This is a genomic window from Streptomyces griseorubiginosus (assembly GCF_036345115.1).
GTDB classification, from domain to species: Bacteria; Actinomycetota; Actinomycetes; order Streptomycetales; family Streptomycetaceae; genus Streptomyces; species Streptomyces griseorubiginosus_C.
In genome coordinates this window covers 8,645,766-8,661,750 of record NZ_CP107766.1, presented here as the reverse complement: position 1 = coordinate 8,661,750, position 15,985 = coordinate 8,645,766, and the positions used below count along the sequence as shown (strand labels likewise).

The following is a 15,985-nucleotide window of genomic DNA, read 5'->3' as shown; positions in this document are numbered from 1 at the left end:
CCCCTGTCCCCAGCGAGGCTCTCTGCTCCTGCACGGTCCTTCCCTGCCCGTCGACACAAGGGGTGCCGATGCCGTACGGCTCGCGGCTGGCCGCGACGATGACCCGGAGACTGGGACGCGAGTGCGTCTACACACCGTCGGCCCGGCTGGCCCTGTACCTGGCGCTCAGGCGCTGGTGCCGGCCGGGCGCGCGGGTGCTGATGTCACCGGTGAACGACGACGTGATCCTGTTCGTGGTCCTCGCGGCCGGGCTGCGCCCCGTGCAGGCCCCCGTGTCCGCGTGGGACGGCAACATCGACCCGGCCGCGGTACCGGAGTCGACCTGGCGCGGCATCGACGCGGTCCTGACCACCAACCTGTACGGCGTGCCCGACCGGGTCCTCGAACTGCGCCGCCGCTGCGCACAGTTGGGGATCCCGCTGTTCGAGGACGCGGCGCACGCCATCGGCAGCCATGTGGACGGGCAGCCGGTCGGGACCTTCGGCAAGGCGGCGGCCTTCAGCCTGTCCAAGCACGTGGCCGGGATGGCGGGCGGTTTCCTCGCCGTCGAGGACGCCCGCACCCGCCGCGAGCTGGAGCTGCTGCGGGACGATCTGCTGACCCCTGGCCGGCTGCGCGAGGACCTGGCCACGACGCTGCGTCCGCTGGCCCGGTCCGCGGTCCGGTCGCTGCACCTGGTGCGGCCGGTGTGGCGGACCATGGAGCGGCTGGGGCTCATGGAGCGCGAGGCGTTCCGGATGGACCTGCGGGCGCCGCGGCTGGCCGCCGCCGGCCGGGAGGCACCGAGCCTGACCGCCTACGACCGGTGGATCCGGGTCGATCTGCACGGTTACCGCTCCCGGCACGGCTCCCTGGTCCGCGGCCAGTTGGGGCTGCGGATGGCCCGCCTCGACGAGGACCTCGCCCGGCGCAGGGCCGGCGTGGCGCTCCTGTCGGGCACCCCATGGGCCTCGCCCGCGCTCCGCGACCGTACGGCGCACGACGGCCCCCTCCCCCTCTTCCGGGTACCGCTCCTGGTGCACGACCGCGACGCCCTGGTGCAGCGGCTGGTGCGGCACGACGTGGTCTCGGGTTACCTCTACGACCCGCCGCTGGACGACTACGCGGGCGCGGAGTTCGTCGAGCCCTCCCCCGACCCGTCGGCCGCCCGCTGGTTCGCCGCGCACGCGCTGCCGGCCGATCCGCTGCTGGCCCGCAGGATCGTGGCCGCGTTCACGAAGGAACGGGTGGCCGACGCGCACCCCTCGCTGCTGCGGCCGGTCCCGGACGCTCCGCCGCCCCGGATCCTGGGGCCGTGAGGTGCAGGCAGTGAGCTGTGACACCCCGACGATCGATCAAAAGATCAGGGGGTTAGCATATGAGCGCTGCCTAGCTCGAAAGAGAATTCTGTGACTGTCAAGGACGACTCGTTCACCGACTGGAAGAACCGCGAGGAGATCGCGGAATCGATGATCCCGATGATCGGGAGGCTGCACCGGGAGCGGGACGTAACGGTTCTCCTGCACAGCCGTTCCCTCGTGAACAAGTCGGTGGTCAGCATCCTCAAGACCCACCGGTTCGCCCGGCAGATCGCCGGTGAGGAGCTCTCCGTCACCGACACCCTGCCCTTCGTCCAGGCCCTCACCACGCTGGACCTCGGCCCCTCGCAGATCGACATCGGCCGGCTGGCCGAGATCTACAAGGACGACGACCGGGGCCTGTCGGTCGCCGAGTTCACCGCCGAGGCCGTGGCCGGCGCGACGGGCGGCAACAAGATCGAGCGCCGCGAGCCGCGGGACGTCGTCCTCTACGGCTTCGGGCGCATCGGTCGCCTGGTCGCCCGGCTGCTGATCGAGAAGGCCGGTTCCGGCAACGGTCTGCGGCTGCGCGCGATCGTGGTCCGGGGCGGCGGCGGGCGGGCCTCCGAGGACCTGGTGAAGCGGGCCTCGCTGCTGCGCCGGGACTCCATCCACGGCCAGTTCCAGGGCACGATCACCGTCGACGAGGCCGAGGGCGCGATCGTCGCCAACGGCAACACCGTCAAGGTGATCTACGCCAACGACCCCTCCGAGGTCGACTACACGGCGTACGGCATCAAGGACGCCATCCTCATCGACAACACCGGCAAGTGGCGCGACCGTGAGGGCCTCTCGCAGCACCTGCGTCCCGGCATCGACAAGGTCGTGCTGACCGCGCCGGGCAAGGGCGACGTCCCGAACATCGTGCACGGCGTCAACCACGACACGATCAAGCCGGACGAGCAGATCCTGTCCTGCGCCTCCTGCACGACCAACGCGATCGTGCCGCCGCTGAAGGCGATGGCCGACGAGTACGGGGTGCTGCGCGGCCACGTCGAGACGGTCCACTCGTTCACCAACGACCAGAACCTGCTGGACAACTACCACAAGGCCGACCGCCGGGGCCGCTCCGCGCCGCTGAACATGGTCATCACGGAGACGGGTGCCGCTTCCGCCGTGGCCAAGGCCCTGCCCGACCTCAAGGCGCCGATCACCGGCAGCTCGATCCGGGTCCCGGTGCCGGACGTCTCCATCGCGATCCTGAGCCTGCGCCTGGGCCGCGAGACGACCCGCGAGGAGGTCCTCGACTACCTGCGTGACGTCTCCCTGACCTCCCCGCTCAAGCGGCAGATCGACTTCACGACGGCCCCGGACGCGGTCTCCATGGACTTCGTCGGCTCCCGCCACGCCTCGATCATCGACGCGGGCGCCACCAAGGTCGACGGCGACAACGCGATCCTCTACCTCTGGTACGACAACGAGTTCGGCTACTCCTGCCAGGTGATCCGGGTCGTACAGCACGTCTCCGGGGTGGAGTACCCGACGTACCCGTCGGCGGCCTGAGCCTGCCAGGGCCCGGCGTCCCGCGCCGGGCCCTCACCCTTCCGAGGGGAGGCCGGTCAGTGCCCCCGGAAGGCCTCCTCCAGCCACCACGCGCCCCGGTCCCGCACGACCTTCGCGTCGATCAGCAGGGGCGCCGACCGCGGCCCGGCGACCCAGTCCGCCACCGCCTTCAGGTCGACGTGGGTACGTACGGTCACCGCCTCGAAGCCGTAGCCGCGGGCCACGGCCGCGATGTCGGTCGGCGGGAACTCGACCGTGTCGAGCGGGTGTCCGTCGGGGCCGAAGTGGTGCACCTCCGCGCCGTACGCGTTGTCGTTGTACACGACGACCACCATGGGCAGCCCGAGCCGCCGTACGGTGTCGAGGTCGGCGGCCCCCATCAGCGCCCCGCCGTCACCGAGCGCGGCCACCGGCAGCCGGTCCGGGCGGGCCAGGGCCGCGCCGATCGTGGTGGCCAGGCCGAGCCCGATCGACTGGTAGGCCTGGGTGAAGCAGAACCCGTCCTCGTCGGGCACCGACAGGAACATGCTGGGGTGCCCCATGAAGTTGCCGGAGTCGATGCCGACGACCCGCTGGGCGGGGAGGAGGTCGTCGAGCGCGATGCTCAGGGTGACCGGGTCGATCCGGTCGCGGGTGCTCGTGTCCTCGTAGGGCACGTCACGCCAGCGCCCGCGGGTGGCGACGGCTTCGGCGACGTCCGGGGTGCGCAGGCCCTCACGCTTCCCGCCGAAGGACTCCAGCACGTGCCGTGCGGTGAGTTCGACGTCACCGGTGATCCCGAGGTTCAGGTCACGGTGCGCGCCCAGTGCCGACGGGTCGTCGTCGACCTGGACCACGGTCGCGTCGGCGCCGATCAGCGCTCCGTGCCGCATGGTCCACATGTTCAGGGCGCAGCCCCAGCCGACGATCACGTCGGCGCCGCCGATGAGTTCGGCCGCCAGCGGGGTCGCGAAGCCGCCGGACACGTCGAGCGACCAGGGGTTGCCGTGGAACAGTCCGCGCGCCACCGCCGAGGTCGCCGGCAGCGCGCCGCAGCGTTCGGCGAGGGCTTCGAGGGCGTCCCGGGCACCGGGTGAGCGCGCGCCGCGACCGGCCACGAAGACCGGCCGCCCGGCCCGCCCCAACACCCGTACCAGGGCCGCCACTTCGGCATCGGCCGGCACAACCGCCGGTCGTGGCGGCGGCGGTGACACCTGCGCGAGGGCAGCTTCGGGAGCGTCCAACCCCTGTACCTCCAGAGGGAGGTTGAGGACGACCGTGCGCCGCTCGTGCAGGGCCCGCCGCACCGCCGCACATGCCTGTCCTACGGCGTCCTCGGCCGAGGTGATCCGCATCGGCACCGCGCCCACCGCTCGCGCGAGCGCCTCCTGGTCGACGTAGAAGTTGGAGGTCGGCCGGGTCACCTCGGCCGCGAGCACAAGGAGCGGGGTACGGCTCTTGGCCGCCTCCGCGATGCCCGTCAGCGCGTTGGTGAGCCCGGGACCCTGGTGGACGCTGACGGCGGCCGGCGTACCGCTCACGCGCGCGTACGCGTCGGCCATCGTCGCCGCACCGCCCTCGTGGCGGGCGGCGACGAACCGGGCCCCGGCCGCGACCAGGGCGTTGGTCAGGTGGAAGTTGCCGGAGCCGACGACCCCGAAGACCTGCTCGACCCCCGCCGCGTGCAGGGCCCGTCCGACGGCCTCGGCGACCTTCATGACCGCTCCACCAGCGCGAGCACGCGCGCGGGTGAGCCGGAGCCCGCGACGATGGGCAGCGGTCCCGCGATGACGACACTGCCGGTCGCGGGCAGCGCGGCGAGGTTCTGGAGCTGGGTGAGCCCGTACTTGTCGCTGCCCATCAGATAGGAGTGGCAGGGGAACGCGGGGTCGAAGGAGTGTGCGCGTCCGGCGTCCGTGCCGACCGTCTCGACGCCGAGGCCGAGCACGGGGGACTCCTCGGCCACCCAGCGGGCGCACTCCGGGGAGAGGCCCGGGGTGTGGGGGCCGTCCTCGTCGGCGTTCAGAAAGGCCTCCTGGGAGTGCGAGCGGGCGTCCCAGCCGGTGCGCAGGAGCAGCCAACCGCCGTCCGGCAGCGGTCCGTTGCGCTCCTCCCAGGCCTTGACGTGGTCCACCTCCACGAGGAAGTCCGGGTCCTTGGCCGCCTCGGCGGTGAAGTCCAGTACGGCGGCGGGGGCGATCAGGCGGTGGGCCGGGACGGAGGCCACGTCGGCGAGGTCCTTTCCCGTCACCCAGTGGTTCGGGGCGTCGAAGTGGGTGCCGGTGTGCTCGCCGCTGCGGAAGTTGTTCCAGTACCAGGCCGGTCCGCGGTCGTCGTACCGGCTGATCTCCTCCAGCTCGAAGACCGCCGTCTGCCCGAACTGGGGCGGCAGCTGGATCACCGGGGTCGACGAGGAGAGCGGTGAGGTGAGGTCGACGACCTCGATCGAACCGCCGCGCAGGGCGGACACCAGCGCGGTGAGGACGGACGGCTGCTCGTGCATGAGGGCCTCCTGAAACGCTCCGGGGCTGCCAGCATGTCACCGACTGGACCTGACCGGCCCACTCGCCGAGGGCCGGGACGCGTTCCTCCTCCGGAGGAGACACCAAGGGCCCCGGATCGGTGGATCCGGGGCCCGTCGGGCGTGCTGTGACGGTTCAGCCGAGGACGACGTCGGCGTTCGCGTGCGCGGCGACACCCTTGGCCGAGACGAACGCGCCGAGGTCGGCGCAGACGGTGAGCGGCCCGGCCTCGATGTGCAGACCGGAGGCGGCGGCGACGGCCACACCACCGGAGATGGTGTCGAGGTCCGCGTCGTGGATCTCGGTGGTTTCGAAGCGGGGGGCGGAGTTCATGCGCGCGTTTCCTTTCGCGGAAGCAATGCCAACGACGGCTCCCGGATCGAAGCATGCCCGGGGCAGCGCTGCCAGTCGCTCCCTGCCGACGGGCACGGTCGGCTTCACCAGCGTCGCAACCCGCTCACCGAACACGTCGGTTCCTTCACAGACTTCGCCGTCGCACCGACACGCAAAAGGTGTGCGACGGCACAACCGCGGCCGCGTTTCACCCCGGTCGCGACCCAGCGCGGAACGGTGTGCAGGTTCACCGGATTTTCGATGGCGGCCAGGTCGCGGCCCCTTTCCCGCCCATTCGAAAAACGTTTCGCGTTCCGCGAGGGTAGACTTGCGTCGCCCGGTCGAACGGCCGCAACAGCGAGGGGGTGGACGCCATTTCGCTTCGCCCCGCCCGTATCCAGGACGTCGCCGCCGCCGCCGGAGTCTCGGTGTCCACGGTGTCCAACGTCCTGAACCGGCCGGAGCGGGTCAATGCCCGCACCGCCGCGCGGGTCCGTGACGCGGTCGCCGCGCTCGACTACGTCCCGCACCCGGGAGCCGCCGGTCTGCGCACCGGTCACTCCTCGTCGATCGGTCTCGTGCTGCCGGACGTGGCCAACTCGTTCTACTCACGCATCGCGCGCGGTGCCGCGGACGCGGCGTACGAACACGGCTACTCCCTCGTGCTCTGCGACAGCGGCGACGCCCCGGAGCGCGAGCAGGGCTACTTCACCATGCTGGTCGAGCAGCGGGCCGTGGGCGCGGTCGTGGTCCCGCTGAGCGCCGACCCGACCCGGCTGTCGCGGCTGCGCGAGCGGGGGATCCCGCTGGTCCTGGCGGACCGCGCGATGCCCGCCCAGGAGGGCTGTTCGGTCTCGGTGGACGACATCGCGGGCGGCCGCATGGCCGTGCAGCACCTGCTGGACCGCGGGGCCCGAGACATCCTCGTCGTCAACGGCGACCGCACGATCCGCCAGTGCGCCGACCGCTACCAGGGCGCCCGCCAGGCCGTGCGCACCCGGCGCGAGGCCCGCCTCGGCCAGGTCGTCGCCGAGGAGATGACGGTGGCGTACGGCACCGCCATAGCCCGGAGTCTCGACGAGCTGCCCGACGGTGTCTTCTGCACCAACGACTTCCTCGCGGCGGGACTGTGCCGCGCACTCGGAGAGCTCGGTGTGAAGGTCCCGGAGGACGTGCAGGTGGTCGGTTACGGCGACCTGGACATCGCGAGCTTCGTGGGCACGACCCTCACGACGGTCCGCCAGCCCGTCGAGGACCTGGGCAGGGCGGCCGTGGAGATGCTCCTCGACGAGGTGGAGGCCCGCGCGGAACACGCCCACGAGGCACGGGTGTTCGCGCCGGGCCTGGTCCTGCGGGACTCCACCCGCTCAGCCTCGGACGGGCCTTTCTAGCGTCACCGGGCCCAGCAGACCGGACGGCAGCTGCGAGGGGAACGCCCAGGCGGTCGGGGTGGCTTCGGCGAGATAGGGCGCCAAGGTGTTGTGGACGGTCACCTCGAGACGCACGGTACGCCCGGCGCTGCCGCGCAGTTCGAAGCGGTACGGCGCACAGAACGCCTCGCCGACGAGGTCGCCGTCGACGGACACCGCCACGCTGCCGCGCACCCGGCCCAGATCCAGCACGGGGTCCTCTCCGGCCGGCACCTCGAGCGTCCGCGCATAGGTCACGCCTCCGCTCCAGCCGCCCAGCCCCAGCTCACCCCACTCCCCCAGCGGCAGGGGGGCGGGAACCGTGCGCACCCGCACCGGCCCGCGCCAGGCCGAACCGCCGCGCAGGACGGCGGAGGGGGCGGTGATCACCTCGAACTCCGTTGCCACACCCAGTGGTTGATTCAGCGTCAACTCCGATCCGTCCAGCCGGATCTCATCACCGCCGTCGATCCTCGCCCGGGCGGGCAGCTCCAGCGGCAGGTCCAGGGAGACGGTCCCCGCCGGCACGGTGAACCGGAAGCGCTGCTCGGCCTCCCGGACGTCGTCGGTGGACCGCAGCGGCAGCACATTGGAGCCGAGCACCGGGGCTCCGGCCAGCCACTCGGCCTCGGGCAGCGGGTGCGGTCGTACGACGGCGCCGCAGTGCTGCAACTCCCCCCAACGGCCCTCGTGTTCGACGGTGAGCCCGGCCCACTCCCCGGTCCTGGCCTCCCAACCGGGGCCGCTGACCAGGGCGGTGGCGTCCGCCACCAGGTCGACGAACACCGCGTCCCGGGCGTCCACGCTGTCGGCCACGACGTCGAGGACGTGGTCGCCGCCGCTCAGCGTCAGTTCGTGCCGGAAGAACATCGGCACCGCGCCCCAGTCGGACTCGTAGTACTCCGTCTTCTCCTGCCGCGCCACGACGGCCCCGTCGAGCAGGACGGTCACACCCACCGCGGCACCCACGACGAGGACCGCCGCCGCGCCCGGGCCCGGCGTACTGATCCGGCCGCGGTAGGTCACGCTGCCGTCCGGCCGTACACCGTCGGGGACCCGCATGAACAGCGGGCGCGGGGCGAACCCGTCCGGACGGGACAGGCAGAAGAAGCTGCCCAGCGGGGTGCCTGTGGCACCGGAGATGGTCTGCGGACGGTCCTGGGCATCGGTCAGTTCGTACTCGAGGACGTTACGCGCCCGCTCGACCTCCACCCGGGCGGAGGCCAGATGACCGCCACCGGTCTCGACCGCGCTCCCGTTCCACCACACACGTTTCGCCGCGGCCGCGCCGATGTGCAGGTCGGCGGGCCCGCGGTGGTCGGTCTCCACGACGGTCCTGACGCGGGCGACGGAGCCGGGCCCCGGCACCGCCACCCGCACGAACTCCTCGGGCACCAGCCCCTTGTTGCCCAGCAGCCCGTCCGGGTCCGGGATGCCGCGACTCGACGAGTACAGCGAGACATCCCAGTGCGCGGGCGCCAACTCCCTTTCCCCGGCGAGGACTTGCGCGACGGCGGCCGGATCGAGGGGATCCGGTGCCTGTGCGGACGGTACGGGCGGGAGGACGCGGACCCGGTTGCCGTAGGTCACGCGTGCCGTCTCCCAGGGGCCGTCGCCCTCGCTCCACCGCATGGTCCAGATCTGCGGTTCGGCGACGGACGATCCGGCGGGCAGCGCCAGGTCGCCCCAGGTGTTGTCCATGGTGGGGACGAGGCGGCCCTCCCACCCGGTCGACAGGTCGACAGACTCCGACGACCCGGGCGGCGAGGGCAGGGGGGCGCCGTCCGCCTGAGTTCCTTCGCGCCACACGACGAGGGCGGCGGGGGCGCCGTGCAGGGGCACCTCGATGGTGGAGACGCCGTCGGTGACCGTGACGCGTCCCGGGGTGCGGCTGCCGGTCGCCGGGTTCCAGATCTCGGCCTCGGCGACCGGGCCCCGCACGGTGACGGTGGAGTGACGGGCGTAGCGGGCGGGGTCGATCTCGTGACGGCCCTTCGGTGGATGCGTACGGGCGTCGGGGAAGGCTGCCGTGACCAGTGCGACCGCCATGCCGCCCTGCCTTCGGACGAGCAGCGGCACCTCTCCCGTGGCGTATCCGGCGGCGTCGGCGACCGCGGCCGCGCCGGCCTCGGCGTCGGGCACCCGCTCCAGGCGCGGATGGTCCAGCAGCGCGGCCACGACGGAGTCGTCACCGGACAGACCCGAGGCGTGCGCCGGCGGTCGGCCGACGACCACGACCCGGCCTCCCGCGTCGAGGAGTTCGGCCAGTCGGCGGGCCGTCTCGTGCTCCAGGACGCTCGCCGAGGGCAACAGGACGGCCGTGTACGCCAGGTCCCGGACGCGCAGGGCGCCGTCACCGGCCTTGGCGCCCTGGACCGAGGCGTCGTCGATGACGTCGAAGGAGACGCGATGGCGGTCGAGGGCGCCGACGGCGGGTTCGAGCCAGTTGTTGGTGCCGCACAGCTCCAGGTAGTGGCGCTGGGTCTCGTCGGCGTCGGTGTGGGGTCCGCCGAGGCGGCCGTCGCCGAAGTGCTGGACAGGTGCGTCGAGGGGGATGAGGGACTGCATGGTGGCGGTGGGGTGCAGGACCGCCACGTCGGCGCTGTAGGTGCCCCAGGACAGGATCGAGCAGATCCTGGCGACGGCCCGGGAGAAGGCGGGGTACTGGCGCCAGTAGGGCTGGCGCCAGTCGGTGGACGGGGGCGCCCACTCGAACCAGCCGCCCGCGGTGCCGAAGTAACTGGCGTGCGGGTTGTACAGGTTGGCGCCACTGCGCAGGAACGGCAGCAGCCAGTCGTAGGTCTCCTCCAGGGTGCCGCCCCAGCCGGAGGAGTGGAACGACTCGATCCAGACGCGCTCGTGGCCGTAGAGGTGGGCCATGGAGGAGTGCACCTTGGCGTCGCCGTGGTGGTCGCTGCCGGCGGCGCTGTACCAGCGGTGGGTGCGGAAGTAGTCGGTGTAGAGCTGTGTCGACTGGGCCGGGAAGCCGGAGCGGGCCGGGTGGCTCTGGTCGCACCCCAGGAGCAGGCCGCGCTCCTCGTGCCAGGCGGCGAGCGGGCGGAACAGGGCTTCCTCGGTGAGTTCGGCGCGGACGGCGTAGTAGTCGGCGCGGATCTTGCGCGCCCTTGTCGTGTCGTCTCCCGTGAAGAGGGCCGGGAGGTGGTCGAGGAGGTCGTAGCCGCGCCGGGTCCGGAACTCCTCGGGGAAGCGGGCGGTCCAGGTGTTGGTGGCGGGCAGCTCGTCCTGGAAGCTGCCGGCGATGACGTTGCCGAGGTACTCGGGGACCCGCCGGTCGTACTCACGGTGAATGGCGTCGAACAGGTGGCCGACCGACTGGGGGTTCAGGTAGTCGAAGGCCGTGGGGACGGCCAGGACCAGGCGTGCCTCGGTGCCGTCGGGGGCCGCGATCCGCGCGAGATCGGCCCGGGCGGGGTCCGTGCCGCCGACCGGCAGGCGCGCGCCCGAACGGTCGTACGCTCCCAGCAGGATCTCCGCGCCGCGCAGCGCGACCGTGCCGCCGGAGACCACGGCGGTGCGCGAGCGCAGGGCCCGGCCCGCCGCCTCGGGGTGCCGTCGGGTGATGCTCCCCTGGACATTGGCGCCGGAGAAGCCGATCTGGTCGTAGAACCACAGGCGCGTGCCCAGGTCCCCGGCGATCTCGCAGGCGTCCTGGAAGCGGGCCCACCACTCCTCGCCGAACCACACCGGGTCGTCGGTGCGGGCGCCGAAGGTCGGGCCCGCCGGGGCCAGGTTGATCACCACGAGGTTGTGGACGCCGCCGTCCGCGAACCGGCGCAGCTGCCAGGCGAGGCGGTCGCGGGTGACCTGGGCGCCGGACCACCACCACAGCGGGGTGGGGCCGAAGTCCCGGGGCGGGTTGTCGAACAGCTGTCGCAGAGCTGGAGAGATCACGGATAGGTCCTTCCGACTACGGCCCGGACACTCTCACGGATCAAAAACGTTTTACGTCAGCCTCACCGTAGGACAGTCCCGAGGCACCCACCAGAGCTGCGGGGCCGTCAGGTCGTTGCCACGGATGGCCGCATGACGTCTTGTTGGAACGTTTTTACCCTCCTATAGTCGCTGGACATCGGCCGAGAACAGCGACGTCCCCCTCCGCTCGGACCCACTCTCCCCAGACGGAGCCGCATCATGGCCCGAACCTCGCCTGCCCCGAACCAGCCGGAACCGCCCATCGAGAAGCGCCTGTGGAAGGTCGCGACGCTCTCCGGCATGGCGTCCTACCTGGACGCCGCACTCATCGTCAGTATCGGCGTCAACCTGGCCATCTACCGCGACGCCTACGACATGGGCGTCTGGATGGCCGGTGCGATCAGCGCGATCGTCACCATCTGCATCGCGGTCGGCTCCCTGGTCGGCGGACGTCTCGCCGACGTCTTCGGCCGTCGCCGCCTCTACAACCTCGACATCCTCTGCTACGCCGTCGGGGCGGTCGTCATCACGCTGGCGCCCGACGACATCACCCTTCTGGTGGGTGTCCTGCTCGCGGGTCTCGCGGCCGGCGCCGACCTGCCGACGTCCCTGGCCGTGGTCTCGGACGCGGCCCCCGATCACGCCCGGGGGCGGCTCATCGCGTTCACGCAGGTCATGTGGATGATGGGCATCATCGTCGTGGTCTTCGCGGGGTTCGCCCTGTCGGACACCGGCATGCTCGGGGCCCGGCTCATCACCGGCCATCTGGCGGTGGCCGCGCTGCTCACCTGGCATCTGCGCTCCCGGCTGGAACTGGCCACCGGGCCGGATCCGGAACAGGACCGGCTCCCGGTGGAGAAGCCGGCCGAGCAGCAGGGCGTGGCGCTGAAGAACGTCTGGACCCGCGCCGCCCTGGTGCCCATGCTCGCGACCTTCGCCTTCTACGTCACCTGGGGCCTGGGCGCCAACACCATGGGCCAGTTCACGACGTATCTGCTGGTCACCGTCAGCGGTGCCTCGCAGAGCGTGGCGACCGGCATCAACCTCGCGTGTCTGCCGATCGGTCTGCTGCTGACGCTCGCCTTCGTCCGCATCGCCGACGGCCCCCGGCGCGACCGCATGTTCTACGTCGCCACGGTCGTGCAGATCGCGGCCTTCGCGATCGGCACGCTCACCCTCGGCGCCATCGTCGGATTCCTCGTCTTCTACGTCCTCTACCAGCTGTCCTATCCCTTCGCGGGCGAGGCCAACTACAAGGTGTGGTCGCAGCTGACGCTGCCCGCCGACACCCGGGGCACCACGCAGGGGATCACCTACGCCGTCTCCCGCGGAGTCTTCGCGGGCGTCGCGTTCGTCACGCCCGCCCTGCTCGACAGGAGCCCCAGTCTGCTGCTGTGGGTGATCACCGGCTGCATGGCGCTGTCGGCGGTCGCGGGCGTCTACATCGTGCGTGTCCTCGTTCCCCGCGCGTCCCCGGCCGCCACCGCTCCGGCGGACGTCAAGGTCGCGCAGACCTGAACCGAACACCGAAGGAGCGCCGACCATGGCGACGACCGAACCCCTCACGACGTATGCCGGTGAACGGGAAGCCGTGCTGGGCGAGTTGCTCCCGCCCGTGACCCGTCGCCGGCCGCGGATCGGGCTGGTCTCCGGCGGACTGGGCACGTACTGGCCGCAGTTCCCGGGCCTGCTGCCCCAGTTGAAGGAGTCGGCGGCGTATGTCGCCGAGCGGCTGGGGCAGTTGGACGCGGAGGTGACGGACGCCGGGTTCGTCTCCGACGCGCAGGAGGGCGCAGCCGCCGCCGAGCGGCTGCGCCGGGCCGACTGCGATCTGATCGTGCTGTTCCTGACGACGTACCTGACCTCGTCGATGGTGCTGCCGATCGCCCAGCGCACCCACACCCCCGTGCTGGTCGTCGACCTCCAGCCGTCCGAGCGGATGGACCACGCCTCCTTCGACACGGGCGCCTGGCTGGCGTACTGCTCGCAGTGCTCCGTGCCGGAGGTCGGCAATGTCTTCCGGCGGGCCGGGATCCCGTTCCGGTCGGTGTCGGGCTGGCTGCGGCAGGAGTCGGCGTGGCGGCGCGTCGAGCGGTGGGTGCGGGCCGCGCACGTCCGGGCGGCGCTGCGGCACGCCCGGCACGGGCTGATGGGGCACGTGTATCCCGGGATGCTCGACGTGCAGACCGATCCGACGCTGCTGTCGGCGACGTTCGGCTCACATGTCGAGGTGCTGGAGTTCGACGACCTGCGGCACCGGGTGGAGCGGGTGACCGAGGCGGAGACCCGGGAACGGGTGGCTCTGGCGCGCAGGATCTTCACCGTCGACGACAGCGTGGTCGACGAGGACTTCGCCTGGGGCGCGACCGTGTCGGTGGCCCTGGACCGGCTGGTGGAGGACTTCGGTCTGGACTCGCTCGCGTACTACCACCGGGGGCTCGACGGCGAGCTGCACGAGCGGCTGGGCGCCGGGATGATCCTGGGGGCCTCGCTGCTCACCGCGCGGGGCGTGCCCGCGGCGGGTGAGTTCGAACTGCGCACCAGTATCGCCCAGTTGGCCTCGCAGAGCGTCGGTGCCGGGGGCTCCTTCACGGAGATCCAGGCGCTGAACTTCGAGGACGGGGTGGTGGAGATGGGCCACGACGGGCCCGCCCACCTGGCGCTCAGCTCCCGGGATCCGCTGCTGCGGGGGCTCGGCGTCTATCACGGCAAGCGCGGCTGGGGCGTCAGCGTGGAGTTCGACGTCCGGCAGGGGCCGGTCACCCTGCTCGGTCTCGGCCAGGACGCGGACGGCAGCCTGTCCTTCATCACGTCCGAGGGCACGGTCGTCCCCGGGCCGGTGCTGGAGATCGGCAACACGACCAGCCGGGTGGACTTCGGCCGGGACCCGGGAGAGTGGGTCGACGCTTGGAGCGCCACGGGGGTGGGGCATCACTGGTCGCTGGCGGTGGGCCATCACGGCGCCGACTTCGGGGCGGCGGCGAGTTTGCTGGGGATCGATCACCGGGAGGTCTAGGGGGGCGGGCGCGGGCGCGGTCAGGAGCTCATCGCCCGAGCGCGCTCAGGGTGTCTCCGTCGCCCGTACCCGTGCCAGCACCTCCCGGATCATCTCCGCGCTGATCATGAAGTGCTCGCGGGCGATCCCCTCGGCACGCTCCGGCTCGCCCGCGGCGACCGCCTCGTAGAGGGCCGTGTGTCCGTGCCCGGCCCTTTCGTGGTGGGACCGCTCGCCCTTTCCCCAGGGCTCGACCGGGAAGCCGAGGCTGATCCGGGTCAGCAGGTCCTGACTGAGCTGGGCGATCTGCGGGTTGTGCGTGGCCGCGCAGATCGCCCGGTGGAAGGCGCTGTCGGCGGCCTGCTCCTCGCGGGGCGTGCTCGCCGAGAGGTGCGCGGACAACGCCTCGCGCATCGGCTCCAGATCCTCGGGCCGGCGGCGCCGGGCGGCCGTCGCGGCCACCATGCCCTCCACCAGACCGCGCAGGTCGAAGAGCTGCTCGAACTCCTCCCAGCGGGGTAGCAGCGTACGACGGACCGCGGCGCCGGAGGAGTCGGTCCAGCTGTCGCGGACGAACGTGCCGCCGTTGCGTCCCCGGCGGATCTCGACGACCCCCAGCGCCTGGAGGCGGGCCACGGCCTCGCGCACGGTGGGGCGGCTGACGTGCAGCAGACCGGTGAGTTCGCGTTCGGCGGGCAGCCGCTCGCCGGGCAGGAAGTCCCCGACGGCGATGGCGGTGAGCAGCCGGTCGGTGACCTCGTCGACCGCCGAGGTCACCCGGACCGGGCGCAGCGAGGCCGTCGGGCCGTCGCCGAGGAGCACACGGTCGAGGACGCGCGAGAACTCGTCACCGGGTTCGGGTGCGGATGTCAGTTGTCCTCCCGTAAGTCGCCGTTTCTGTAAACGCAAACGGGCTGTGTGAACCCGCCGTTACGTCTTGCCCTGCCCCACCTAAAAGGTCTTGTGGACTGACCTTTTACCGCTCCACTATCTCACCCATCCGTCACACCCAAACTATTTTCAGACAGCGGTCGGCTGGTTCCGACCGGTCTGGGAGGCTCTCGCGTGGCGATCCCCGAACCGCACCACACCGGAACCGTCGACTTCCACGGTCATTCCACCTGGTACCGGATCACGGGCGAACCGGGCAGGACACCCCTGGTGGTCCTGCACGGCGGGCCCGGCGCCGGTCACCACTACACGCTCAGCATCGCGGGCATCTCCGAGCAGGGCCGTCCCGTGATCCACTACGACCAGCTCGGCACCGGGTACTCCACCCATCTGCCCGACAGGGGCGCCGACTTCTGGACCGTCCAGCTCTTCCTCGACGAACTGGACAACCTGCTGGAGGCGTTGGGCATCGCCGACGGCTACCACATCCTCGGCCAGTCCTGGGGCGGCATGCTCGCCGCCGAGCACGCGGTACGGCGTCCCGCCGGACTGCGCGGACTGGTCATCGCCAACTCCCCCGCGTCCATGGGGCTGTGGCTGGAGGCGGCCGCCGAGCTGCGCGCCGGGCTCCCCGAGGAGGTGCAGCACACTCTGCACGCCCACGAGGCCGCCGGGACCACGGACCACCCCGACTACCGGGCGGCAGAACAGGTCTTCAACGAACGCCATGTGTGCCGCCTGACCCCCAACCCGCCCGAAGTGCAGGCCACTTGGGACAACATCGCGGCCGATCCGACCGTGTACCACACGATGAACGGCCCCAACGAGTTCCATGTCGTCGGCACCCTCAAGGACTGGTCCGTCATCGACCGGCTGCACCTGATCGAGGTGCCGACCCTGCTGGTGTCCGGACGCTTCGACGAGGCGACCCCCGAGACCGTCCGCCCCTTCGCCGACCACATCCCCGATGTGCGCTGGCACATGTTCGAGCACTCGAGCCACATGCCGCACGTCGAGGAGGAGGAGCTCTACCTCCGGATCGTCGGCGAGTTCCTCGACTCCACCGACTGATCCGGGAGTTGT

The 15,985-nt window shown here is 71.7% G+C and carries 11 protein-coding genes; 6 read left to right on the top strand and 5 right to left on the bottom strand.

Annotated features, from left to right (window positions below; all coding sequences use genetic code 11):
• Positions 1-68 precede the first annotated feature (68 nt).
• Both OHN19_RS38995 and OHN19_RS38990 read left to right on the top strand, forming a co-directional pair.
• A complete protein-coding gene (locus tag OHN19_RS38995) occupies positions 69-1,298 on the top strand; it encodes a DegT/DnrJ/EryC1/StrS family aminotransferase (protein WP_330268719.1) in 1,230 nt (409 codons plus the stop codon).
• Positions 1,299-1,388: 90 nt separating this feature from the next.
• Positions 1,389-2,840, top strand: coding sequence for a glyceraldehyde-3-phosphate dehydrogenase (locus OHN19_RS38990; RefSeq protein WP_330268718.1), 1,452 nt, complete (start codon positions 1,389-1,391; stop codon positions 2,838-2,840).
• Between the two features lie 56 nt (positions 2,841-2,896).
• Here the strand turns inward: OHN19_RS38990 and OHN19_RS38985 are convergent, their stop codons facing one another.
• The 3 genes from OHN19_RS38985 to OHN19_RS38975 form a co-directional block, all read right to left on the bottom strand.
• Positions 2,897-4,537: a thiamine pyrophosphate-binding protein gene (locus tag OHN19_RS38985; protein ID WP_330268717.1), complete on the bottom strand. Its 1,641-nt coding sequence runs from the start codon at positions 4,535-4,537 to the stop codon at positions 2,897-2,899.
• On the bottom strand, positions 4,534-5,322 hold the full coding sequence (locus OHN19_RS38980) for a cyclase family protein (protein WP_330268716.1): 789 nt from the start codon (positions 5,320-5,322) through the stop codon (positions 4,534-4,536). The genes OHN19_RS38985 and OHN19_RS38980 overlap by 4 nt, the downstream gene beginning before the upstream one ends.
• 154 nt (positions 5,323-5,476) lie before the next feature.
• Positions 5,477-5,674, bottom strand: a complete 198-nt coding sequence (locus OHN19_RS38975) for a hypothetical protein (protein WP_330268715.1) — start codon at positions 5,672-5,674, stop codon at positions 5,477-5,479.
• Between the two features lie 365 nt (positions 5,675-6,039).
• Between OHN19_RS38975 and OHN19_RS38970 the strand changes: the two genes are divergently transcribed.
• Positions 6,040-7,065 carry a LacI family DNA-binding transcriptional regulator gene (locus OHN19_RS38970; RefSeq protein WP_330268714.1) on the top strand — a complete coding sequence of 342 codons (1,026 nt, stop codon included), beginning with the start codon at positions 6,040-6,042 and terminating at the stop codon, positions 7,063-7,065.
• Here OHN19_RS38970 and OHN19_RS38965 read toward each other — a convergent pair.
• Positions 7,042-10,995, bottom strand: a complete 3,954-nt coding sequence (locus OHN19_RS38965; protein ID WP_330268713.1) for a glycosyl hydrolase — start codon at positions 10,993-10,995, stop codon at positions 7,042-7,044. The genes OHN19_RS38970 and OHN19_RS38965 overlap by 24 nt on opposite strands.
• Positions 10,996-11,235: 240 nt before the next feature.
• On the opposite strand from OHN19_RS38965, the gene OHN19_RS38960 reads away from it, so the two are divergent.
• Both OHN19_RS38960 and OHN19_RS38955 read left to right on the top strand, forming a co-directional pair.
• Positions 11,236-12,534 (top strand): MFS transporter, encoded by a 1,299-nt coding sequence (locus OHN19_RS38960; RefSeq protein ID WP_330268712.1) that lies wholly within the window; start codon positions 11,236-11,238, stop codon positions 12,532-12,534.
• A 25-nt stretch (positions 12,535-12,559) separates the two neighbouring features.
• Positions 12,560-14,032: an L-fucose/L-arabinose isomerase family protein gene (locus tag OHN19_RS38955; RefSeq protein ID WP_330268711.1), complete on the top strand. Its 1,473-nt coding sequence runs from the start codon at positions 12,560-12,562 to the stop codon at positions 14,030-14,032.
• Positions 14,033-14,077: 45 nt separating this feature from the next.
• Here OHN19_RS38955 and OHN19_RS38950 read toward each other — a convergent pair whose 3' ends face one another.
• Positions 14,078-14,833, bottom strand: a complete 756-nt coding sequence (locus tag OHN19_RS38950) for a FadR/GntR family transcriptional regulator (protein WP_330268710.1) — start codon at positions 14,831-14,833, stop codon at positions 14,078-14,080.
• A gap of 243 nt (positions 14,834-15,076) precedes the next feature.
• Here OHN19_RS38950 and OHN19_RS38945 point away from each other — a divergent pair, with 243 nt between their 5' ends.
• On the top strand, positions 15,077-15,973 hold the full coding sequence (locus tag OHN19_RS38945; protein WP_330268709.1) for a proline iminopeptidase-family hydrolase: 897 nt from the start codon (positions 15,077-15,079) through the stop codon (positions 15,971-15,973).
• The last annotated feature ends 12 nt before the right edge of the window (positions 15,974-15,985 follow it).

Coding starts and splice junctions, on each gene's coding strand:
- OHN19_RS38995 (WP_330268719.1), top strand. CDS start 69: ATGCCGTACGGCTCGCGGCTGGCCGCGACGATGACCCGGAGACTGGGA.
- OHN19_RS38985 (WP_330268717.1), bottom strand. CDS start 4,537: ATGAAGGTCGCCGAGGCCGTCGGACGGGCCCTGCACGCGGCGGGGGTC.
- OHN19_RS38980 (WP_330268716.1), bottom strand. CDS start 5,322: ATGCACGAGCAGCCGTCCGTCCTCACCGCGCTGGTGTCCGCCCTGCGC.
- OHN19_RS38975 (WP_330268715.1), bottom strand. CDS start 5,674: ATGAACTCCGCCCCCCGCTTCGAAACCACCGAGATCCACGACGCGGAC.
- OHN19_RS38960 (WP_330268712.1), top strand. CDS start 11,236: ATGGCCCGAACCTCGCCTGCCCCGAACCAGCCGGAACCGCCCATCGAG.
- OHN19_RS38955 (WP_330268711.1), top strand. CDS start 12,560: ATGGCGACGACCGAACCCCTCACGACGTATGCCGGTGAACGGGAAGCC.